This is a genomic window from Variovorax sp. IB41 (genome assembly GCF_016405905.1).
Classification (GTDB): Bacteria; Pseudomonadota; Gammaproteobacteria; order Burkholderiales; family Burkholderiaceae_C; genus Variovorax.
On sequence record NZ_JAEFCB010000007.1, the window covers coordinates 67,723 to 89,333 of the forward strand.

The 21,611-nt window shown below is 68.1% G+C and carries 17 protein-coding genes; 8 read left to right on the plus strand and 9 right to left on the minus strand.

Features of this window, described 5'->3' with window-relative positions; genetic code table 11:
- Window positions 1-10: 10 nt before the first annotated feature.
- Genes JC881_RS14965 through JC881_RS14980 form a run of 4 tightly spaced genes read left to right on the plus strand, consistent with a single transcriptional unit; the run spans window position 11 to window position 4,534 of the window.
- The gene (locus JC881_RS14965) at window positions 11-484 is read left to right on the plus strand and encodes a TadE/TadG family type IV pilus assembly protein (protein WP_198786503.1); all 474 of its coding nucleotides are present in this window, start codon (window positions 11-13) and stop codon (window positions 482-484) included.
- Window positions 481-999: a TadE/TadG family type IV pilus assembly protein gene (locus JC881_RS14970; RefSeq protein ID WP_198786504.1), complete on the plus strand. Its 519-nt coding sequence runs from the start codon at window positions 481-483 to the stop codon at window positions 997-999. Before JC881_RS14965 ends, JC881_RS14970 begins: the two co-directional genes overlap by 4 nt.
- A gap of 14 nt (window positions 1,000-1,013) precedes the next feature.
- Window positions 1,014-3,059 (plus strand): TadG family pilus assembly protein, encoded by a 2,046-nt coding sequence (locus tag JC881_RS14975; protein WP_198786505.1) that lies wholly within the window; start codon window positions 1,014-1,016, stop codon window positions 3,057-3,059.
- Window positions 3,060-3,103: 44 nt separating this feature from the next.
- Window positions 3,104-4,534, plus strand: coding sequence for a sigma 54-interacting transcriptional regulator (locus JC881_RS14980; protein WP_198786506.1), 1,431 nt, complete (start codon window positions 3,104-3,106; stop codon window positions 4,532-4,534).
- A gap of 161 nt (window positions 4,535-4,695) precedes the next feature.
- Here the strand turns inward: JC881_RS14980 and JC881_RS14985 are convergent, their stop codons facing one another.
- The 7 genes from JC881_RS14985 to JC881_RS15015 all read right to left on the minus strand — a co-directional run bounded on the left by JC881_RS14985 (window position 4,696) and on the right by JC881_RS15015 (window position 17,399).
- Window positions 4,696-6,288 (minus strand): TolC family protein, encoded by a 1,593-nt coding sequence (locus JC881_RS14985; protein WP_198786507.1) that lies wholly within the window; start codon window positions 6,286-6,288, stop codon window positions 4,696-4,698.
- Entirely contained in the window at window positions 6,285-7,601 is a 1,317-nt protein-coding gene (locus JC881_RS14990) for an HlyD family type I secretion periplasmic adaptor subunit (protein ID WP_198786508.1), read from the minus strand. The genes JC881_RS14985 and JC881_RS14990 overlap by 4 nt, the downstream gene beginning before the upstream one ends.
- A 156-nt stretch (window positions 7,602-7,757) precedes the next feature.
- The gene (locus JC881_RS14995) at window positions 7,758-9,572 is read right to left on the minus strand and encodes a peptidase domain-containing ABC transporter (RefSeq protein WP_198786509.1); all 1,815 of its coding nucleotides are present in this window, start codon (window positions 9,570-9,572) and stop codon (window positions 7,758-7,760) included.
- 90 nt (window positions 9,573-9,662) lie between these two features.
- A complete protein-coding gene (locus tag JC881_RS15000; RefSeq protein WP_233101807.1) occupies window positions 9,663-9,917 on the minus strand; it encodes a hypothetical protein in 255 nt (84 codons plus the stop codon).
- A 20-nt stretch (window positions 9,918-9,937) separates the two neighbouring features.
- Complete coding sequence (locus JC881_RS15005) at window positions 9,938-13,021, minus strand: UDP-N-acetylmuramoyl-tripeptide--D-alanyl-D-alanine ligase (protein ID WP_198786511.1); 3,084 nt, start codon at window positions 13,019-13,021, stop codon at window positions 9,938-9,940.
- A 110-nt stretch (window positions 13,022-13,131) separates the two neighbouring features.
- The gene (gene pal, locus JC881_RS15010) at window positions 13,132-13,635 is read right to left on the minus strand and encodes a peptidoglycan-associated lipoprotein Pal (protein ID WP_198786512.1); all 504 of its coding nucleotides are present in this window, start codon (window positions 13,633-13,635) and stop codon (window positions 13,132-13,134) included.
- A 95-nt stretch (window positions 13,636-13,730) separates the two neighbouring features.
- A complete protein-coding gene (locus tag JC881_RS15015) occupies window positions 13,731-17,399 on the minus strand; it encodes a hypothetical protein (protein WP_198786513.1) in 3,669 nt (1,222 codons plus the stop codon).
- Window positions 17,400-17,460: 61 nt separating this feature from the next.
- Between JC881_RS15015 and JC881_RS15020 the strand changes: the two genes are divergently transcribed.
- Both JC881_RS15020 and JC881_RS15025 read left to right on the plus strand, forming a co-directional pair.
- On the plus strand, window positions 17,461-17,721 hold the full coding sequence (locus JC881_RS15020) for a hypothetical protein (RefSeq protein WP_198786514.1): 261 nt from the start codon (window positions 17,461-17,463) through the stop codon (window positions 17,719-17,721).
- A gap of 195 nt (window positions 17,722-17,916) precedes the next feature.
- Entirely contained in the window at window positions 17,917-18,351 is a 435-nt protein-coding gene (locus JC881_RS15025; RefSeq protein ID WP_007838777.1) for a DUF1841 family protein, read from the plus strand.
- Here the strand turns inward: JC881_RS15025 and JC881_RS15030 are convergent, their stop codons facing one another.
- Entirely contained in the window at window positions 18,352-19,335 is a 984-nt protein-coding gene (locus tag JC881_RS15030) for a LysR substrate-binding domain-containing protein (RefSeq protein WP_198786515.1), read from the minus strand.
- A 104-nt stretch (window positions 19,336-19,439) separates the two neighbouring features.
- On the opposite strand from JC881_RS15030, the gene pcaH reads away from it, so the two are divergent.
- Window positions 19,440-20,165 (plus strand): protocatechuate 3,4-dioxygenase subunit beta, encoded by a 726-nt coding sequence (pcaH, locus tag JC881_RS15035; RefSeq protein ID WP_198786516.1) that lies wholly within the window; start codon window positions 19,440-19,442, stop codon window positions 20,163-20,165.
- An 11-nt stretch (window positions 20,166-20,176) separates the two neighbouring features.
- Window positions 20,177-20,788 (plus strand): protocatechuate 3,4-dioxygenase subunit alpha, encoded by a 612-nt coding sequence (pcaG, locus tag JC881_RS15040; RefSeq protein WP_198786517.1) that lies wholly within the window; start codon window positions 20,177-20,179, stop codon window positions 20,786-20,788.
- Between the two features lie 67 nt (window positions 20,789-20,855).
- Here pcaG and JC881_RS15045 read toward each other — a convergent pair whose 3' ends face one another.
- On the minus strand, window positions 20,856-21,551 hold the full coding sequence (locus JC881_RS15045) for a c-type cytochrome (RefSeq protein WP_198786518.1): 696 nt from the start codon (window positions 21,549-21,551) through the stop codon (window positions 20,856-20,858).
- Window positions 21,552-21,611: the final 60 nt, after the last annotated feature.

The following is a 21,611-nucleotide window of genomic DNA, read 5'->3' on the forward strand; positions in this document are numbered from 1 at the left end:
CCACATCGCCATGAAAGCGCCAGGCACCCGCCCCGCAGCACGCCGCCAACGCGGTGTGTATGCGATCGAGTTCGCGATGGTGTTCCTGATCTTCTTCGCGGTGCTCTATGGGGCCATCTGCTACGGGATGCTGTTCGCGTTTCGCCTGGGCGTGCAGAACGCGGCGGAAGACGGCGCGCGTGCGGCGTTGCGCTACCAGTCCACGCTTGCGGCCCGAACGGACCAAGCGCAGGCGATCGCTGCGCAGCGCATCAGTTGGCTGCCGGCCGTGGTCACGCGAAACGCGACAGCCACGGTCTGCGGCGTGGTCGGTAACGTCTGCGGCGCGCCCACATGTGGTCCCACTTGGGCAGCCCGCTGCCAGGTGGTGGTGACCGTGACGGCAAGCAACATGCAGCTTTTGCTGCCGCCGCTGCCGAGCTTCGCGATGCCCAGCCAGATAGTCGGCAGGGCCAGCATGCTGCTGGACGGGAGAGCGCCATGAGCACTGCTTTCGCTCATAGCGGGCGAACCCGTCTACGCCGCAAAGCGCAAGACCAGCGCGGCGTCGCAGCCATAGAGTTCGCGCTCGTGTTTGTCGTGCTCTTCGGCGTGCTGTATGGACTCGCGACTTTCGGTGCGGTGCTCTACATCCAGCAAACGGTGACGCGCGCCTCGGAGGAAGGGGCACGCGCCGTTGGCCTGCTCACTCCCGCACCAACAAGCAATGACCCCGAAGTCAAGAATGCGGTGTACGACGCGCTGGCCAATTCACTGGTCGTTCCAGCTTCAGCCAACGCCAGCGTAGCGAGCCGGCGCAACTGGATCGTCTCGAACGTGACTGTGGACGTGACCCGCAGCACCCCCAGCGGGCCCGGCGCCTATGTCCGCTACGTTGTCACGGTGACCTACCCATACAGCGCGAACCGCCTGCTGCCCACGATGCCGTTGCTGGATGCCAGCCGGTGGATGCCCGACCAACTTCAAAGCCGGACGACTGCCGCGCTTCGTTCGTCCTGAGGAAGGTCGGTCCCATGAACCCAGCACGCCAGACCACGACGCGTCGACGCCATCGCGGCTCGATACTCATCAACACCGCCATTGCGCTGAGCCTGATCGTCATCACGCTGATCGGCACCGAGATCGGCTTCATGTACGTCATGAAGCGCGAGTTCCAGAAGACCGCCGATCTCGCCGCCTTGGCTGGCGCGCAACAGGTTCGCGGCGGCTGCCCCGCGGCGACGACCGCCGCGCAGCTCAATGCCAATGGCGCGGCCGGCGGAGCGGGCCGCAACATGCCCGCGGGACTTCTGCCGTTGGGCGCAGCCGGCGAAATCCAGTGCGGCTACTGGGATCGGACCACGAGCTTTCAGTTTCCCGCGGTGACCGGCACCATCAACGCGGTGCGCGTGAGTTTCCAGCGGCCCTCACCGACGCTGCTTGCGTTCTTTGCCGGCAATCGGAATATCAGCGTGAGCGCAGTTGCGGCATTGAGCGCACCGCTCGCCGAGTTCTCCGTCGGCAGCAAACTGATCACGGTCAGCGGCGACTCCACGCTCGGGCGATTGCTCAAGGGCATCGGGCTCGATCTCGCTGGCACCTCGCTGCTGACTTACGACGGGTTGGCCCAGGCCAAGGTCACCCCCGGTGGGCTGCTCGCCGCGCTGGGCATTCCTGTCGCCGCAGACATCGGCGTAGGCGAACTCAACACGCTGCTCGCCGGACGCTCGGTGGCATTGGGTGATCTGCTGAACGCCATCGTTACCGTGGCGGGCCAGAACGGCCTGCTGGCCAGCAATATCGCGCTGCTGCAGGCCATCCAGGCCAAGCTCGGCCTCACCAATCTCATGGTGCAGTTGGGTTCCGTCGCCGACGGACCGCGCGGCCTGTTCGCAGAAATCATCGCACCCGGAGGCAGCGGTGGCGGCGCGCTGAATGTGAACGTGGGCGCGCTGGATCTGCTTTACACCTCGATCGGCGTGGCCACATCGCAGCATGCGGTCGATGCGGGGCTCAACATCAACCTGTTGTCGCTGGCCAAGGTGACGACCAAGGTGACGGTGATCGAACCACCCTCGATCGCCATCGGTGGCATCGGTGCCAAGGCTTACAACGCACAGGTACGCACCTTCATTCACGTGACGACGGATGCAGGACTGCTCGGCGCATTGCTCGCGCCGTTGGTCAAGCTGGACCTGCCGATCGTGTTGGATGCAGTGACGGGCACAGGCACGATCGCCGACATGTGCACGCCGGAACTCCAGGACCCGGTGAGCGGCAAGGACCGCGTGAGATTCACGGTCGACAGCAGCATCGCGAATATCTGCGTCGGGCAGATCGCTTCGGCGGATCTTTTTTCGAAGTTCGATGTCTGCAACTACCCGACGACGCTGAAGAACATGGAGCTCATCAACATCCTGGGTTTGCTGAAAGCGAATGGCCATCTCGATATCGAGGCGCTGAAGCCCTCTCGAAGCTCCTCGCTGACGCTTGCGGAAGGGGAAACTGGAACAACGTCGGTCAATGACCTGCAGATCGGCTCGACCGTGGCGCTGCTCGTATCGGAATTGGCCAACCTGCTCTTCGGCGGGACGGCACCGACAGGCACCCCGACCAGCGGGCAATTGGACAACCTCAGGGACAAGATCTGGAACGACACGGCTAGCATCTGCACCCAGAGCACGCCAAGCTGCTGGGGCCAGCGGTACGCGAGCGCAGTCAACACCATTCGACAGAACTCGGGGCAAAGCGGTTTGCTGACCGGTCTCCTGAACGGCGTCGGCGATCTGCTTGCCGGTGTGCTGAATCCGTGCACGGGCCTGCTGGGCCTCGGCGGTGGCAGTGAAGACGGCTGCAAGAAAATGATCCGGGATGGCCTGTCGAGCAGCAGCAGCGGCTTGGGCGGCGCTGTCTCCAACGCCCTGTCCGTGCTGACGGGCCTGCTCAAACCCGTCCTCGATGCACTCGGCGCGACAGTCCTCACGCCCCTGCTGCAAAACGTGCTCGGCATCAACCTCGGCCAGATCGACGTGAACCTCAAGTCACTCGACTGCAAGGCGTTGCCCATGCTGGTGTACTGAGAGAAGATGCCGCGCGCTCACCGGTACAGAGACTGCAAATCCAGATGAATTCTCCCGCTTCCAACTTCGACGAACTCGACCTCTTTGTCTGGGAAGGCAAAGCCGACATCCTCGACCGCATCGCGCGGTGCATGGCGAGCTTCGACGTGGAAGTCACCCGGGCCGACGGGCTGCCGCCGCCGCAGCAGGAGCGCGGCGCCGCGTTGCGACCCTCCGTCGCGATCATCAGCGTCACGGTCATCGACAGCGGCGGGCTCGCGCATGCCACCGAGTTCCTGCAGGGCATGCCGGTGATCTGGGTCGCCGCGGGTTCGCGCGAGCGCGATTCGCGCACCTACCCGCCCGAGTATTTGCACGTGCTGCCCTACGACTTCACCTGCGCCGAACTGCGCACGATGGTCGCCAAGCTCGTGCGCCAACTGCGCGCGCGCGACGTCGCGCCGCAGGCACCCGATGTGCTGGTGGCGCATTCCGAAGCCATGCAGGCGCTGCTCGCCGAAGTGGGCGCCTTCGCCGACTGCAACCACCCGGTGCTGGTGCGCGGCGAAACCGGCGTGGGCAAGGAGCGCATCGCGCAGCAGCTGCACCTGGGGCACCAGTCGTACAGCAAGGGCGCCTTCGTGGCGGTGAACTGCGGTGCGATTCCCGACGGCCTCTTCGAGTCGCTGTTCTTCGGCCACACCAAGGGCTCGTTCACGGGCGCCGTGCATGCGCATCGCGGCTACTTCGAGCAGGCCACCGGGGGCACGCTGTTCCTCGATGAAATCGGCGACCTGCCGCGCTACCAGCAGGTCAAGCTGCTGCGCGTGCTGGAAGACAACGCGGTCACGCGGCTGGGCGCAACGTCGCCGATCCGGGTCGACTTCCGGCTCGTGGCAGCGACCAACCGCAACCTGCGCGAGATGGTGGCGAGCGGCGAGTTCCGCGCCGACCTGTTCTACCGGCTCGCGGTGATCGAGCTGCATGTGCCCAGCCTCGAAGAGCGCGGCGAGGTCGACAAGATCGCGATCTTCAAGGCGCTCCTGAGCAACGTGCTCGGCGACGAGCTCGAGACGCTGGGCGAAACGCCGCACTGGCTCAGCGATGCGGTGGCCGAAACCTATTTCCCCGGCAATGTGCGCCAGCTGCGCAACCTCGCGGAGCGCGTGGGCGTGATCGCGCGGCAACTGCATGGCTGGGACCAGAACCTGATCCAGCGCGCCATCGCGCTCACGCGCGGCACGCCGACGCCGGCGATGACGGCCGAGCGAAACGGCGGGGGCGGCAACGGCGGCGGCGTCGCGCTCGACAGCAACGGCGATCGCAAGGGCTGGAACAGCAGCGAGCGCAACCGCATCATCGCGGCGCTGGAGATCAACGACTGGAAGCGCCAGGACACCGCGCAACACCTGGGCATCAGCCGCAAGGTGCTGTGGGAAAAGATGCGCAAGTACCAGATCCTCGACGGCGAACCCGGCATTCCTGAAGACGCTTGAGGCTTGCCGAGGGCGGTGCCCAGTCCTTCGACAAGCTCAGGACGAATGGGGACCGGGAGGTAGTTCCTCTTTTCTCAGCACCACCACCACCACCGTTCGGGCTGAGCTTGTCGAAGCCGGCCTCGATCCTTCGACAAGCTCAGGATGAACGGCAACAAGCTTCAGCGAGGCATCAGGCGAGGTGTGCGGCGCAGCGGCGGGTTGTTGGTCGCCGCGCTCGCCGAGCGCTCGACGACCGGCTCGTTCGGGCAGGCCGCGTTGCTCGAGATGCACAGCGCCGAGAGCAGTCCGTCTTCGGTGAGCATGGAACGGTTGGGCGGGCCGAACATGCGGTCGATCCAGCTGTTCGTGACATCGGGTTCGATGCGCAGTTCGCCGGTGGTGCGCGCCAGGCGCAGCTCGGAGATGCGCAGGTCGAAGACGCCGTCGACGTAGTCGAACAGCAGCGTGTAGTAGTCCAGCTGCGCATCGAGCACCTTGGGCAGCGTCTCGCGGCCGAATTCCATCAGGCGGCGGCGGCCGCGAAAGGCCTGGCCCGAAGTGCTGACGGCTTCCATGAGCTGCTTCTCGCGCTCGCGTCCCGACACGGTGCGGGCCCATGACGCGGAGGTGAGTTCGAACAGGTTGTTCTTCACGCCCTCGAGCTTGGCTTCCTGGTTGGCGACTTCGGCGAGCGCGCTCCTCAAGCGCAGCTGCCGGTCGAAGCCGTTGCCGAAATTCCAGTTGAGCTCGAAGGCCGCGCGCGTCGGGTCTTGCGGCGACACGCCGCGCGGGTCCTTGCTCTTCACGACCACGGCGTCCAGCGTCGGGTAGAGGCTCGATTCCTGCTGGTCGACCAGGGCTCGCGCGCGGTCGATGCGGCCCTGCGCCTCGGCGATCTCGGTGCTGCGGCTCTCCGCACGGCGCAGCGCCTCTTCCTGCGACGCGATGCGCCACTGCGTGGGCGCCGCGAGCACGGGCAGCGACTCGGTGTTGGGCGAGAACTTGAAGTAGTTGCGGAACTTGGCGAGCGCCTCGTCGCGCTGGGCCTCGAAGTCGGATTCGCGCGCGGCCACCAGGGCGCGCCGCGAGGCGGCCATGTTCAGGTCGTTGTCGCCCGAGACGCCGAGCGCAACGCGGCGGGCCTCGGCCTTCGAGAGCTCGGCCACCACCTCGGTGGCCTTGTGCGCGATCTGCTTCTTCAGGTCGAAGCGCTGCACCTGCAGGTAGGCGGTGAGCGCGTCCAGCACCACCTTCTGCGAGGTGGTGATGACGGCTTCGTCGTCGGCCTTGTTGCCGGCCTCGGCCGCGCGCTGCGCCGCGCTCATGGCGCCGCCGTCGATGAGGCTCACGCGCGCTTCGGCGGTGAGCACGGTGTAGCTCTGGGTCTTGGCGTTGTCCGCGCCGCTGTTGTAGTTGCCCGACGAAGTTCCGATCTTGAAGCGCGGGTAGCGCGCCTGCTTGGCGGCATCGACGCCGTAGCTGCTGGTGGTGGCGGTCGCCTGCGCCGTCTGCACCTCGGGGTATTCCTGCGAGAGCGCGATCAGCGCCTGCTTCACGCGCTGGGCGTAGCTCGCGGCGCCGATGGACGGCGTGGACAGGCGCCGTGCGAGCGAGAGCGAGGGCAGCGGCACTTGCACCTCCGGCATCTCCTGTACTTCCCGGACCTCTTGCGCAAGGGCGGCCGGCGGGAGCGCGAAGCTCGCGCACAGTGCTGCGCACAGCACCCCGGTGCCCGTGCTGCGGCGCCGGCTTGTGGCGGTGCGGTCCTTCATGGCTCGCGGAAGGCTTCGCGCCGCAACTTGAGCACTGGCCGCAGGATGTACCAGATGAACGGGTCGGTGCCCACGCGCAGGTCGACCTCGGACTCCATGCCGGCGGTGATGCGGTTCTCTTCGCGGCCCACGTGCGACTGCGACATGCTGATCAGCAGCCGGTAGTAAGGCGCGCCCTGCGCGATGGCCGCGTCGCGGTCGGCGTCGGCCGCCACCAGCATCACCTTGCCCTCGACGGCGCCGTAGCGCAGGTAGTCGTAGGCGGTGATCTTCACGCGCGCCGACTGGCCGATCTCCACGAAGCCACGGTCGTTGGGATTGAGGCGCGCCTCCACCATGATCTCGTCCTTGTCGGGCACCACTTCCAGGATGGCTTCGCCGGGCTTGACCACCCAGCCCGGGCTGGAGTTGCGCAGGCCCTTGACGATGCCGTCCGAGGGCGCCTTCACCACGGTGCGCGAGCGCTGCGTGCGGGCGCGCGCCAGGTCTTCGCTCAGGCTGGCGAACTGGCGCTCGACCGTGGCCAGTTCGTCCGATGCGCGGCGGCGGTAGCGGCCTTCGGCCTCGGCCATCTTGGCCTGCGATTCGGTGATGGCGGCGTTGGCGGAAATCACGCCCTGGCGCGCCACGGCGAGCTCGCTGCGCACGCCCTCGGCCTGCCGGCGCTTCTCGAGCACCTCGACCTGCCCGACCAGTTTCTCGCTGAGCAGCTGCTCGGAGATCTCGAGTTCCTTTTGCATCAGCACCAGGCGATCGTCCAGGCCCTTGACCTTGGCCTGCTGCTCCAGCTGCTTGCTGCGCGCCTGCTCCAGGCCCGACACCGCGCCGGCCATGACGCCGCGCTGTTCGAGCGCGCGCGCCTGGTAGGCGCCCAGCTCGCCTTCGAACACGTCTTCGTCCAGGTCGGTGGCGAAGGACTGGCGGTTCAGCGGCTGGCCGCGGCTCTCGGCGATCAGGCGCACGCGCGTGGCCTGCGTGGCCGCGTAGCGGGCGCTGAGTTCTTCCAGGTTCAGGCCGCTGCCGCCCAGGTCGATCTCGACCAGCGACTGGCCCTGCTTGACCGTCTCGCCTTCCTTCACCAGCACGGCGCTGACGATGCCGCCTTCCAGATGCTGGATGGATTTGACGCGGTCCGAAGGGATCACGCGGCCCGGCGCGACGACCACGGTTTCCATCGGAAAGCCCAGCCCGATCAGCGCCAGCACGCCGATGGCGCCGCCGATGATCCACTGGCGCCGCCGCCCTTGCGGCGAGGTCCGCGCCGCGCGCTTCTGGTCTTCATCCTGAAGAATCTGCGGCAGATCTGATTTCACAATGAGCTCTCCCCCAGGCTTCGCGCACTTCGTGTCGCCGCTCCTACCCCCTCACCGGGGGCAATGCCAGCGGCCCGGCAAAGCCGGTTCCGCGGCATTCCATGACGGGGCTGCGTCCATCTCATGCATCGTGAATAGCTCATCGGATTCGTGTTCTTACGCCATGGAGCGGGAGGCCGCGGCCCCCGCGTTGTCTTCGTCGCCCACTGCCACCAGCGGCTTCTTCACGCCGAAGAGCTTGGGCACCATCACCGCGGCGGTGCCCACCTCGACGTCGCCCTGGCCCGTCACGTGGTAGACCGCCGTGGCCGCCGAGACGATGCGCAGCGAGTGCGTGACCACCACCACGGTGCGCACCTTGGCCACCGCCAGCAGCGTGGCCAAAAGGTTGCGCTCGCTTTGAAAATCCAGGTCGTTGCTGGGCTCGTCCAGCACCAGCACCGAGGGCTTGCGAAGGAAGCTCATGGCCAGCGCGAGCTTGCGGCGTTCACCCACCGAGACGCCGGTGCCGCCTTCGCCGACCATGGTGCGGTAGCCGTCGGGCAGCCGCGAGATGAAGTCGTGCGCGCCCGAGAGCTTGCAGGCCGAGACGATCTGCTCGTCGCTCTGGCCGGGGGCCGCGCGGCGCATGGTGTCGATCAGCGAGCCGCCGAACCAGTAGACCTCCTGCGAGAGGTAGCTGATCCAGCGCGAGAGCTCTTCGCGGCCGAACTGCGACAGGTCGTATTCGCCGATGCTGATGATGCCGCGCGTGGGCGCATAGAGGCCCGACAGGAGCTTGACCAGCGTCGACTTGCCCGCGCCGTTGCGCCCGACGATCACGTGCAGCCCGCCCGGGCCGATGTCCAGGTCGACGCTCTCGAGCACCGGCTGCTGCGCGGTCTCGGTGAAGCTGAAGCTCACGTCTTTCAGGGTGATGCGGCCCAGCGGCTGCGGCAGCGTCATGCCCGTGGGGGGCTTCTCGACCTGCTCGCCCAGCACGGTTTCCAGGCGCTTGGCGGCTTCCTTCGCGGTGGCCAGCGAGCGCCAGTTCGACACGAGCCCGGCCACCGGCTGCAGCGCCTTGAGCGCCAGCATGTTGGAGGCGACCAGGCCGCCCACCGTCATCCATTGCTCCATCACCGAGATGGCGCCCACCGTCACCACGACGACCGAGAAGACCGTCAGCAGCACCGTGGTGCCGTCGCGCGCGGTTTCGATCTGGCCGTTCTTGCTGAAGCTCTCGGAGAGCCAGGCGTTGTAGGTCTGGCGCCACATGTCGCTGATGGGGCCGTCGTTGGCCTGCGTCTTGAGCGTTTCGCGCGCGTTGCAGATCTCCGAGGTCATGCGGTCCAGGCCGCGGCCGCGCTGCACTTCCTCGACACGCCCGGCGCGCACTTCGTCGGCCCACCACCATGCCAGGAACGACATGATCGCGAGAAACGCGGCCACCACCGGCAGCACCGGCAAGGCGACGATGCCGATCACCACGAGCGCGAAGACCGCCATCGGCAGGTCGAAGATCGATTGCGCGAGGCCCCCGGTGACGGTGCCGCGCACCGAGCCCACGTCGCGAAAGTACTGCTGCCACACCGAGGCCGGGCGCGCCTCGAGCGCGCGCAGCGGGCGGGCCAGCATCGACTGCAGCAGCGCGCCCGAGACGCCGTGGTCGATGATCGCGCCCGCGTTGCGCAGCATGCGCGAGCGGCGCGTGCGCAGCCAGAACTCGATGCACAGGAAAAAGAAGATGCCGCTGACCAGCGCCGCGAGCGTGGAGGTGCCGCTGCGCGAGAGCACGCGGTCATACACCTGCAGCAGAAAAATGGAGGGCAGCAGCCCGAACAGGCTGATGGGGAGCGAGCGCCATGCCGCGCTCTTCACGAGCGGGTAAGCCGAACGGAACGCGGTGTTCAGTGCATTGGCATAAGGACTGGCACCCGGCTCGTCCGGCGTTTCGGCAACCAGCTGGCTGGGCAAGAGAAACTTGATCATGAGAAAAGGCCGATCCGTCGAGCATTGACGCTCGAATCATTATCGACTGTTACGCAACATTACAAAGCAAAAATTCGCGTGCTGTGCACCTCAGCATCGGGGTGCGCGCGCCTTTGCAGCTTCGACCTGTCGCTCGGTTCCCATGTCGCGTTGAAACGTCGTTTGCGCGGTCGTGCAGCCCGCCTGCCGGTCCACCGTCGCCTCCCCCCTCACTGCGGGCAAACCCTCTGCCAGCACCAAGGCGATGTTGGCGCACAACAGCATGCACAGCACCCAGGCGAACAGCAGCTGCAGCCATCCCAGCCACCAGCGTCGCGGCGCCTCCACGTCGCGTTCGTAGGGCATGTGGATCAATGCGTTCCATCTCATGGCAGTGCTTTCAAAACCCGGGCAAGCCGGGACAGGCCGACGCCCGCGGAACTCTTGGCCAGCACCCAGTCGCCCGGTTGCAGCAGACCGCCCAATGCGGTCGACAGGTCCGACACGTCCACGAACCAATGTGAACGGACCTTGGTACGGATGCGCGCGTGCAGCGCCCGCATGAGCGGACCGCACAGCAGCACCCGGTCGGGCTGCGACGCCAGCAACTCTTCCTCCAGGTCGAGGTGATGGCGTTGCGCCGCGGGACCCAGCTCCTGCATGTCGCCAAGGATGGCGACACGTCGCGCAGGTTCGCAGGGGGCTTGTGACAGCAATTCGAGCGCCGCCCGCATCGAGCTGGGGTTGGCGTCATAGGTTTCATCGATCAGCTTGAAGCTTCCGCCGCCGATGTGAATGGTGTGCAGCGCACCGCGTCCGCCCGGCGGCTCGAAGTGCGCGAAGGGCTCCACGGCCGCGGCCAGCGGCAGGCGCAGCGCCTGCAGCGCGCCGAGCGCGGCGACGGCGCTCGCGCCCATGTGGCGCCCGGGCGCGTTCAGCCGCAGCTGGAAGGGCTCGCCCGCCACCTGCGCCTGCACCTCGCCGTGGTCGAAGGCCAGGAGGCGCACGTCGGCCTCCTTGTGCTCGCCGTAGGTCACGATCTGCAACTGATGCGCCATCGCGGCTTCGGCGAAGGTCGCGAACTCGGGCATGTCGCGGTTGAGCACCACGTTGTCGCCGGCGGCCATGCCCTGGAAGATCCGGCTGTCCATGCGCGCGGCCGCTTCCGAAGGGCCGCGGTGCTTCTGCGATGCGGCCGACAGGCCCGTCACCACCACCAGCGAAGGCCGCACCAGTTGCGACGATGCGGGCATGTGCGAGGTGCCCATCTCCAGCACCCAATAGGCCGCGTGTCGCGGCATGCAGGTGAGGTTCCACGCGATGCCCGAGGGCAGGCTGATGTTGCCTTCGGGCTGGCCGACCTCGCCCCACACGGTGAGCGCGCCGGCCATCATCGCGGCCACGGTGCTGCTGCCGGTGCCGTGGCCCAGCACGCCGCACACGCGGCCGGTGAATTCGGTGCGCGCATGTTCCCCGAGTTGCAGCACGGCTTGCAGCACATTCGGCACCTTGAGCACCGGCACGCGCTTGTCCAGGTGCGGCTTGGGGTCGGTGCACAGCACCGCCGCGGCCGGCTGCAGCACGCCCTTGAGCGTGACCGCCGCGAGCGGCGTCTTCGAGGGGCGCGTCTGGTTCTCGAACACCACGCGGCCCTTGCGCATGAAGGAGCGCTGCGTCACGCCGCTCGCGCGCCATCCGTCTTCGGGGCGCACCACCCATTCGCCGCTGGTCACGCGGGCCATTTCGCTGGCGGTCCAGGCGGCGCCGTCGTCCCGCGGGCTGCTGGCCGCGCTGCTCGCGCCCAGCGGCACGCGGCGCTCCAGCAGGTAGCGGTGGTACGACGCGAAGCCCGAGACGTACTGCTCGACATCGTCGATGCGCACGCGGAACGCATGGTGGCGGATGAAGAAAGACCCGACGACCGTGGACGGCCGCCGGAAGTACATCGCCACCTCCGGCCAGAAGAAGCCGTTCAGGAGATAGTGCGCGCGGTAGTCGAGCGCGCGGTAGAACTTCTCGGTGTCCAGCTCGTCCAGCAGGTGCCGCATCGCGGGCATGCCTTCCAGGCGCTGGAGCATCTGCTGCGCGGCAAGCATGAGCCCGAGCAGCGTCGGGAAGGTGGTCTTGCGGTCGAGCACGAAGTCGAGATACCCCGCGACGTTCTGCAGCCCGAAGCGGAAGTACTTCTCCTGCGGGCTCCAGTGCGTGAGCTCGTTGACGCAGCAGCTGAGCCAATGGTCGTGCGCCTGCCAGTGCTGGCTCGCGATGAAATGATCGAAGGCCTTCTCCACCGCCGCCAGCCAGCGCGCATCGCGCGTGAGGCCGTAGAGGCGCATGAGGCCGTAGGCCGCTTCGCCGTCGTAGTAGATGACGCGCGATGCTTGCTTCACCGCCAGGTCGGTGGCGTGCAGCACGTGGTTGAAGCGGCCGGTGGCCGCATCCTGCAGCGACACGATACCGAGCGCCAGCTTTTCGAGCAGCGGCAGCCAGCGCCGCGTATCCATGAGCTCGCAGTACTTCACCAGCGCGAGCACGCAGGCCGCGTTGCCGCCCAGCTTGATCTCGCCGCCCGTGTCCACCAGGTACGCCACCTCGCGGCCGTCGGCCAGCTGGTAGTCGCGGATGAGCCAGTTGGTCAGGTGGTCGAGCGCGCGGTCGATGGCCGAGCGCAGGGTTTCGTCGCGCGTGACTTCCCACGCCTCGAGCATCGCGTGGATCGCGCTCGCATGGCGCATCGCGTCGTAGGTCGGGATGCGGCGGTCGAAGCACGGGAAGTAGCCGTACACGAAGAGCCCGTCGCTCTGCACCTGGCGCGCCAGGTACGCGGAGCCGCTGCGCACGAGGTCCATCGCCGACTGCGGGTTGAGCGCCGGCAGCTGGCGCCGGCCCGCATCGAGCCCCGTGCCGATGAGCTTGTGCACCACGCCGTCGGGCTGGCAGAAAACGCCCACGGTCGCCAGCAGGTAGACCGGCTGGTCCGTCGGCATGTCCAGCGCGAGCGAGCGCTGGAAACGCGCCTGGCCGTAGGCCTCGAAGTTGCGCGGGTTCATCACCGCATGCGCGATGGTCGAGTCGCCCGCCAGCATCGCGTTGGCGTTGAGCTCCTGCTCGGTGAACGCGATCTCGAAGTCCTTGTCGAAGGCCAGGCCGAGGCGAAAGTAGTTGCGCTTGACGGCCGTGAGCTGCGTCTTGAACTGCGCCCAGTCCATCGGGCTCGCGCCCTCGACCCAGTCGATGCGAAGCCAGGGCGAGACCACGCCGTGGTCGCGCACCCAGCGCTCCACGATGTCGGCGCCTTCGCGCCACGCGGTCTCGAATTCGGCGGCCCGCGCGTGCACGACGTGCGCGCGCTGCGAACCGTCGCTCACCGAGAAGAACAGCGTGAACGCGGGGTAAGGGGCAGGCAGCGCCGCGCACACCGACGCAAGGCGTTCGTGGCAGGCGTGGAGCTGGTCTGAAAAGGACATCATTCGGCCCCGATCGAGTGCGGGAGACCGGTCGCGTCCGTCATCTGCTCTCGCTTCGACGGAATCGCTGACCGGAGACTGTTGCCTTCGACGTCATCGCTTGGCTTCCGGCTTCAGCGGTAGCTGAATTCGGCGCGGCGATTGAGCTGGTAGCCCTCCTCGGTGGTTTCCAGGGACGCGGGCTTCTCGATGCCCCAGCTGATGGCCTCCACGCGCTCGGCCGGCACGCCCATCTGCGTGAGCGCCCGTTGCACCGACTCCGAGCGGCGCTGCCCCAGCGCGAGGTTGTATTCGCGGCCGCCGCGCGAGTCGGTGTGGCCTTCGATGACCACGCGGCTCGACGGGCGGTTCTTCAGGAAGCTCGCGTGCGCTTCCACGATGCGCTGGTCCTGCGTGCGGATGTTGTATTTGTCGAAGTCGAAATACACGATCTTCGGCACGCCGGCCGGTCCGTTCTGCAACGGCGCGGGCGGCGGCGGTTCCACCTTGGCCACCGCGGCCGCGCCCTTGTTCGAGTAGTAGTAGGTCGCATCGTCGCGGCCGCTCTTGGGCGTACTGCAGGCCACGAGGCTGGCCCCGAGTGCAACGATGGCCAATATCCGGAAATTCTTTTTCATATCAATCCTTTCGCGGGACAGGCCGGTGGCCGGCCTGTCCCTGTCTGCGGTTTCCCTCTTCCCTCTCTCCTTCGCTCTTCTTGGCTTCTTGATCCTTAACCCAGCAGGCCGTGCAGGATGTTGGTCACCGGCGACGCTGCGTGCTCGACCAGGCTGGTGATCGGGGTCACGACCTCGGTCACCAGCGGGGTGACCGCGTGATCGACGGTGTTCACCACCGTGTCGACCACCGGAGCCACCGTGCCCGTTGCGCCGGCCAGGATGTCGGTCACCGGTGCCAGTGCGCCGGAAGCGGCACCCGTCACGGTGGCGACGATCGGCGCGACGGTGTCCGTCAGGCCGCCTGCCACGCCGGAGATCGGCTCCAGGATGTTGGCGACCGGACCGTCGCCGCCCAGGACGCCGCCGAGCAATCCACCCACCAGGCCGTCCTGACCCAGCAGGCTGCCGACCAGGCCGTCGTTGCCCAGCAGGTTGCCCACGAGGCCGTCGTCGCCCAGGAGGCCGCCGACCAGACCGTCGTTGCCGAGCAGACCGCCGACGATGCCGTCGTTGCCGAGGACGCCGCCCAGGAGGCCACCGTCGCCGCCGAGCACGCCGCCCAGGAGGCCGTCGTTGCCCAGGATGCCGCCGACCAGGCCGCCGTCACCGAGGACGCCGCCGAGCAGGCCACCGTCACCGCCGAGAACGCCGCCCAGGAGGCCGTCGTCACCCAGGATGCCGCCGACCAGACCGCCGTCACCGAGGACGCCGCCGAGCAGGCCACCGTCACCGCCGAGGACACCGCCCAGGAGGCCGTCGTCGCCAAGGATGCCGCCGACCAGGCCGCCGTCGCCGAGGACGCCGCCGAGCAAGCCGCCGTTCCCAAAGAGCAAGCCGCCGAGACCACCGTCGCCGCCGAGGACGCCGCCCAGCAGGCCGTCGTCACCCAGCACGCCGCCGAGCAAACCGCCGTCACCGCCGAGCAGACCGCCTACGAGGCCGTCGTCGCCCAGGATGCCGCCGAGGAGACCACCGTCGCCGCCAAGGACGCCGCCCAGGAGGCCGTCGTCACCGAGCACGCCACCGAGGAGACCGCCGTCACCGCCGAGCAAGCCGCCCAGCAGACCGTCGTCACCCAGCACGCCGCCGAGGAGGCCGCCGTCACCGCCGAGCAGACCGCCCAGCAGGCCGTCGTCACCCAGGACACCGCCGAGGAGGCCGCCGTCACCGCCGAGGACGCCGCCCAGGAGGCCGCCGTCACCGCCGAGGACGCCGCCCAGGAGGCCGCCGTCGCCGCCGAGCAGGCCACCCAGCAGGCCGTCGTCACCCAGCACGCCACCGAGCAGGTCGCCGTTCAGCAGGTTCGCCACGCCGTCGGTGAGGAAGTCCACTTGCGTGTCCACCGCGTTCAGCAGCGCCGCCGTCGTTCCCGCGCCCAGCAGCTGGTCGGCCAGCGGGCTCACAAGGCCGCTCACGCCGTCCGTCACCTGGTCCACCACACCGTCGACCGGGTCGAGGATGTTGGGGTTGTTCGGGGTGAACACGTCGCCCAGGATCGGGGCCAGCAGGCCGTCGACCACATCCGTCACCGAATCGGTGATGCCGGCCACCGGGGTCAGCAGGTCGCCCAGGCCCAGGTCGCCGAGCAGGCCGTTGTTCAGACCGGTGGCGATGCCGCCCACGATGCTGTCGACCGGATCGAGCAGCGCCGGACCGCCAGGGGTGCCGGGGTTGCCGCCGCCGATGCCGTCCAGGAGGCCGCCGAGCAGGCCGCCCAGGAGGCCGTCTTCGCCGATGAGGCCGCCCACGATGCCGTCTTCGCCGAGCAGGCCGCCAGCCAGGCCGTCCGGTCCGAGCAGGCCGCCGACGATGCCGTCGCTGCCCAGCAGGCCGCCGACCAGACCGTCGTCGCCCAGGAGGCCACCGACCAGGCCGTCGTCGCCGAGCAGGCCGCCCACGAGACCGTCGTTGCCCAGGAGGCCGCCGACGATGCCGTCGTCACCGAGCACGCCGCCCAGGAGGCCGTCTTCGCCCAGCAGGCCGCCGACGATGCCGTCGTCGCCCAGCAGACCGCCCAGGAGGCCGTCGTCGCCGAGGAGACCGCCGACCAGGCCGTCGTTGCCCAGGAGGCCGCCCACGAGGCCGTCGCTGCCGAGGAGACCGTCTTCACCCAGCAGGCCACCCACCAATCCGTCGTCGCCGAGCAGGCCGCCCAGGAGACCGTCCGCGCCGAGCAGACCGCCCAGCAGGCCGTCGCCGCCGAGCACGCCGCCCAGCGGGCCGCCTTCGCCCAGCAGGCCGCCGACGATGCCGTCTTCACCGAGGAGACCGCCCAGGAGGCCGTCTTCGCCCAGCAGGCCGCCGGCCAGACCGCCTTCGCCCAGCAGGTTGCCGAGCACGCCGTCTTCGCCGAGCAGACCGCCGACCAGGCCGTCGTCGCCGAGCAGGCCGCCCAGGGCGCTGCCGTCGCCGGTGAGGCTGCCCAGGAGGCCGTCCGCACCGAGCACACCGCCCAGGACGCCGCCGAGCGCGCCGTCTTCACCGAGCAGGCCGCCCAGGACACCGTCGTCGCCGAGCACGTTGCCCAGCAGGCCGCCCAGGGCGCTGCCGTCGCCGATCAGGCCGCCGACGATGCCGTCTTCGCCCAGGAGGCCGCCGACCAGGCCGTCTTCGCCGAGCAGGCCGCCGATCAGGCCGTTGTCGCCCAGCACGCCATCGAGCAGGCCGCCGACGATGCCGTCTTCGCCCAGGAGGCCGTCCAGGCCGAGGCCTGCGGTCAGGCCGCCGAGCGGGCCGTCACCGGCGAGCAGGTTGTGCAGGCCGTCGGTCACGTAGTCGACCTGGCCCAGCAGCGAGCCGAGCAGCGCATCGGTCACGCCGGCGCCGAGCAGGCCGTCCACCACGGGGCTGAGCGTGTTGCCCAGCGGGTCGAGGACGTTGCCCACGAGGTTGTCGACCGGGTCGAACTCGTTGGGGTCGTTCGGGGTGAATTCCGAACCGAGTAGCGGAGCCAGCACGCTGTCGACCACATCGGTCACACCGTCGACCACCGAGGACACCGGAGCCAGGGCGCCGCCCAGGCCGAGGGTGCCGTCGATCGCGTCGACCACACCGTGGACGAGGCCGTCGCCCGGATCGAGCAGGTGGTCGGCGTCGGCGTCTGCATCCGCATCGGCGTCGGCGTCGGCATCTGCATCTGCATCTGCATCTGCGTCTGCATCGGCGTCGGCATCAGCGTCCGCATCGGCATCGGCATCGGCGTCGGCGTCGGCGTCCGCATCTGCATCCGCGTCTGCATCCGCATCACCGTCTGCATCCGCATCGGCGTCCGCATCCGCGTCGGCATCTGCATCGCCGCCATCGCCCAGGCCAGGAACCAGGAACGGCACGCCGCTGCTGCCGCCGTCGCCACCACCGCTCAGCGCAGCGCCCAGTGCCGCGGCACCCAGGGCGCCCAGCGCGAATTCGCCGAGGCCGATGCCGCTGCCGGCCGCGAGCTTCTTGGTCACGGCCAGGGCGGCTGCGTCTGCATCGCTGTCGGGCGGGGTGACCTGCAGGTCGCCCGAGGCCACATCCACATTCACTTGCTCGAGGCCGCCGGGCAGCTTGGTCGAGCCGATGGTCGCATCGGTGCCGCCGGTGAAGACGCCGGCCAGCGGCGCCTTGTTGGACGCCGAGCCGGGGAACATGACGTTGGCATGCCCGTCCTGAGGAACGATCACGCGGTCACCGGCGATCAGGGTCTGGTTGCCATCCACCGGAATGCGGACACCGTCGCGCATCACGGCAGTGCCGGGCGTAGCATTGGACAATGTGCCGATGCTGGCAGGCCCGGAAGGGGCGATGGAGCCCGCCGAACTCGCCATGGCAGGGCTGCCCAGCGGAGTGACGGTGGCTTGGGCGAGAACCACAGGAGCTGCGCTGGATGCGGCAAGTCCTTCGGTCGAATCGGTCGATGCTTGTGGAGCGTTCATGGCAGCCTCTGTGACAAAAGATGCATGTACAGGGGCAACTTGCGTGCCGCTTTTTGCAAGCCTTGCCAACGAGGCGCCGCCATCGATTCAAGTCGTTGATTTGTATGAAAATTTTTCTGAAAACCGCTGACGCGGCGGCACATCGAAACATCGCGTAAGGAGGTCATTTCGCGATTCGTTACGTAACGATGTAACGCCCTGTACCCGGAACGCCGCGCGTGTTCCGGGTCGCCGAAGAGGCCGATCGCGATGGCTTGCGCACCGCGCCTCTTCTCTGTTTTTCTCGCTCTTTCTCTCTCCGCTTTTCTTCTCCCTCTATCTATATATGTTCAATCCTTCCCAGGAAGACGTGCGCCGCTTTTTCTGCGACGTGTACGCCAAGCACCGGCAGGGCCTTCCGATGGAAGCGCTCGAGACCATCGCCGCCGGCTGGATCGACGAGCACCCCGAGTACCACGAGGACCTGGCCGATGCCGACGCCGCGGTGGCGCGCGTGTACGACGGATCGAACGGGCGCGAGAACCCGTTCCTTCACCTGTCGATGCATCTGTCGATCAGCGAGCAGTGCTCCATCGACCAGCCGCGCGGCATCCGCCAGGCCGTCGAGCTGCTGGCCGCGCGCCGCGGCTCGCTGCTGCATGCGCATCACGAGGCGATGGACTGCCTCGGGCAGATGATGTGGGAGAGCCAGCGCGCCGGACGCCCGCCCGATGGCGAGGGCTACGTGGCCTGCGTGCAGCGCCGCGCCACGAAAGATTGATCAGGGTTTCTGCCTACCTCGCGATGGCAACGCGCCCTGCTGCTTGGCGCCTTCGCGCAGCAACGCGGTCATCGCAACGCGCAGCAACGACGCTTCGGCATCGCTGCGCAGCAGCAGGCCGACCGGCTCTTCCGTGCCCGCCGTGTCGATGCGCAGGCGCACGAGCCGGCCTTCTGCCAACGCATCGCGCGCGGCGCCCAGCGGCGTGATCCAGACCGCATCGGACACCGCCACCAGCGCGCGCGCCACGGCCACGTCGAGCGTCTGCAGCGCATGGGTCGGCAGCACGAGGCCGCGCGCCGACAGGAAGCTCTCGGTGTTGTGGCGCGGGATCGTGCCCTCGCCGTAGACCACCAGCGGATAGTCGAGCACCGCCTGCACGGGCGCCGGCTTGAGCGCGAGCGGATGCCCGGCGCGCACCGCGAACACCAGCGGCTCGGTGTAGAGCAGTTCGAAGCTGAGGCCGCCCATCAATCGCGGATCGCTCATGCGGCCCACCACCAGGTCGAGCTCGCCGGCGCGCAGTTCGTCGAGCAGCACTGCGTTGGCGGCGCTCTTCACGGCGATCTGCGCGGCGGGCCAGTGCGCCCTGAGCCGCGCGAGCGCCGACGGCAGCAGCGCGGGCGCCACGCTCGGCAGCGCGCCGATGCGCAGGCGCTCGATGCGCCCGCCCGCCGTCGGCGCCACCGCCTCGGCGCTGGCATCGAGCGCCTCGAGCACGCGCAGCGCGTGCGCCAGCAGCTGCTCGCCGGCCGGCGTGAGCCCCTGCACGCCGCGACGGCCGGCCTGGCTGCGATCGACCAGGCGCGTGCCGACGATGGCTTCGAGCTCCGAGAGCGTCTTGGACACCGCCGGCTGGCTCAGCGAGAGCCGCGACGCCGCGCGCGCCAGGTGGCGCTCCTGCGCGACGGCGACGAAGGCGCGCAGGTGCCGCAACTGCACGTTGCGGATGAAATCCTGGCGAAGGTCGGCGGGCTTGCTCAATGACTGCTGGTTATGAAAACTGGCGCAATCTTCAATTTACATCATCGAACGGCGCTTCTAAAGTGGCGGCTCGAGAATTCGTCCCACGACAGGAGACAACGCACATGACGACCCCCACCAAGGGCACCCTTCCCACGCTCACGCCGCGCGACTGGGACGCCCACCCCGCCTACGTCTACCCCGGCTACAAGTCCACGGTGAAGCGCGGCCCGCAGAAGCCGCTGATTCCGCTGAAGGCGTCGCTCGGCGAGCTGCAGCAGCCCGTGTACGGCCACGACAGCATTGGCGGGTTCGACCATGACTTGACGCGCAACGCGCGCAAGAACGGCGAGCCGCTGGGCGAACGCATGATCCTCACCGGCCAGGTGCTCGACGAGCGCCGCCGCCCGGTCGCCAACACACTGGTCGAGCTGTGGCAGGCCAACGCGTCCGGCCGCTACGTGCACAAGGTCGACCAGCACGATGCGCCGCTGGACCCCAACTTCCTCGGCGCGGGCCGGTGCCTGACCGACAGCGAAGGCCGCTACCGCTTTCTCACCATCAAGCCCGGCGCGTATCCGTGGGGCAACCATCCGAACGCCTGGCGCCCGCAGCACATCCACCTGTCGCTGTTCGGCCAGAGCTTTGCGAGCCGCCTGGTCACGCAGATGTACTTTCCCGGCGACCCGCTGATGCAGTACGACCCGATGATCACCGGCACCCCGGAGCGCTACCGCAACCGGCTGATCGCCGACTTCAGCCTGGACATCACCGAAGAGGGCTATGCGCTGGGCTACCAGTTCGACATCGTGCTGCGCGGCGCGGACGAGACGCCGTTCGAGAACCGCTGAAAGGAATTCCCATGCCATTGATGACCGCCCAGGAAGCCGATTTCGGCCAGACCCCCTCCCAGACCGTGGGCCCCTACTTTGCCTACGGCCTCACCGCCACGCAGTACGGCTACGACTTCGACCAGCCCTTCGACGCCGTCGTGGCGCTCGACGGTGCCGCCGGCCAACGCATCCGCCTGGAAGGCCGGGTGATTGACGGCGACGGCAATGCGATCGGCGACGCGCTGGTGGAGATCAGCCAGCCCGACGGCGAAGGCCGCTACCCGCAGACGCCCGAAGAAGCCCGCGCGCTGGGCTTTCGCGCCTTCGGCCGCGTGGGCACCGGCACCGATGCGGAGAATCGCTTCGTGTTCCATACCGTCAAGCCCGGCGCAGAGGCGCCCGGCGAAGCGCCGCACATCAACGTGATCGTCCTGATGCGCGGCATGCTGCTGCATGCGTTCACGCGCGTGTATTTCAGCGACGAGGCCGAGGCCAATGCGAAGGACGCGGTGCTGCAGAGCGTGCCGGCCGAGCGCCGTCACACGCTCATCGCCGAGCGCGTGGAGCAAGGCGGCGCGGTGAGCTACCGCATCGACATCCGCATGCAGGGCGCGGACGAGACGGCGTTCTTCGACGTCTGATCTCAGGGAAATCCCCAACAAAAAAGCCCGCATCGCGCGGGCTTTTTTGTTGGGGGAAGCGAAGCGCTTACTGCTCGCCGTGGTGGATGCGCGACTCGGGCACCGTCTTCAGTTCGCCGGGCACCGAGCTGATGTAGCTGGCCAGCGTCTTGAGTTCGGCGTTGGTGAACTTCTTGGGTTCGACCTGGCCGGCCATCACCGCGTTCGAGCGGCCCAGGTGCGCGTTGTTCTTGACGCGGTACGACTTGAGCGCCACGAAGAGGTAGTCGGCGTGCTGGCCGGCCAGCTTGGGCACGGTGCCGTCGTTCGGGGTGTTGAAGTTGGCGCCGTGGCACTTGGTGCAGCTGTTGTCGGGGCCGTTGCGGCCGACCAGCGCGGTGATGTTCTCGGGCATGGCCTTGGCAAGGGCGGCCGGCGGCGCATCGCCTTCCTTCACGCCCAGGTGGCTGTAGTAGGCGGCCACGTCGGCGATGTCCTGCTCGGTGAGCGAATCGGCAATGGCGCGCATGGTGGGGTGCTTGCGGTCGCCGGCCTTGTACTGGGTGAGCGCCGAGACGATGTAGGTGGCGCTCTGGCCAGCGATCATCGGCACCTTGTGGATCTCGGGGAAGCTGGCCTGGTAGCCGATGATGCCGTGGCAGCCCACGCACATCTGAACCTTCTTGGACCCGTTCTGGGCGTTGCCCGTGACTTGTTGGGCTTGTGCCGAGAGCGTCACGCAAGCGACAGCAAGGGCAAACATCGTGGTCAACAGCTTGTTCATTTTGCGCGCACAATCTCGTGGAGATACAGTTTTTCGAATCAACATTCGATTATATGCAAG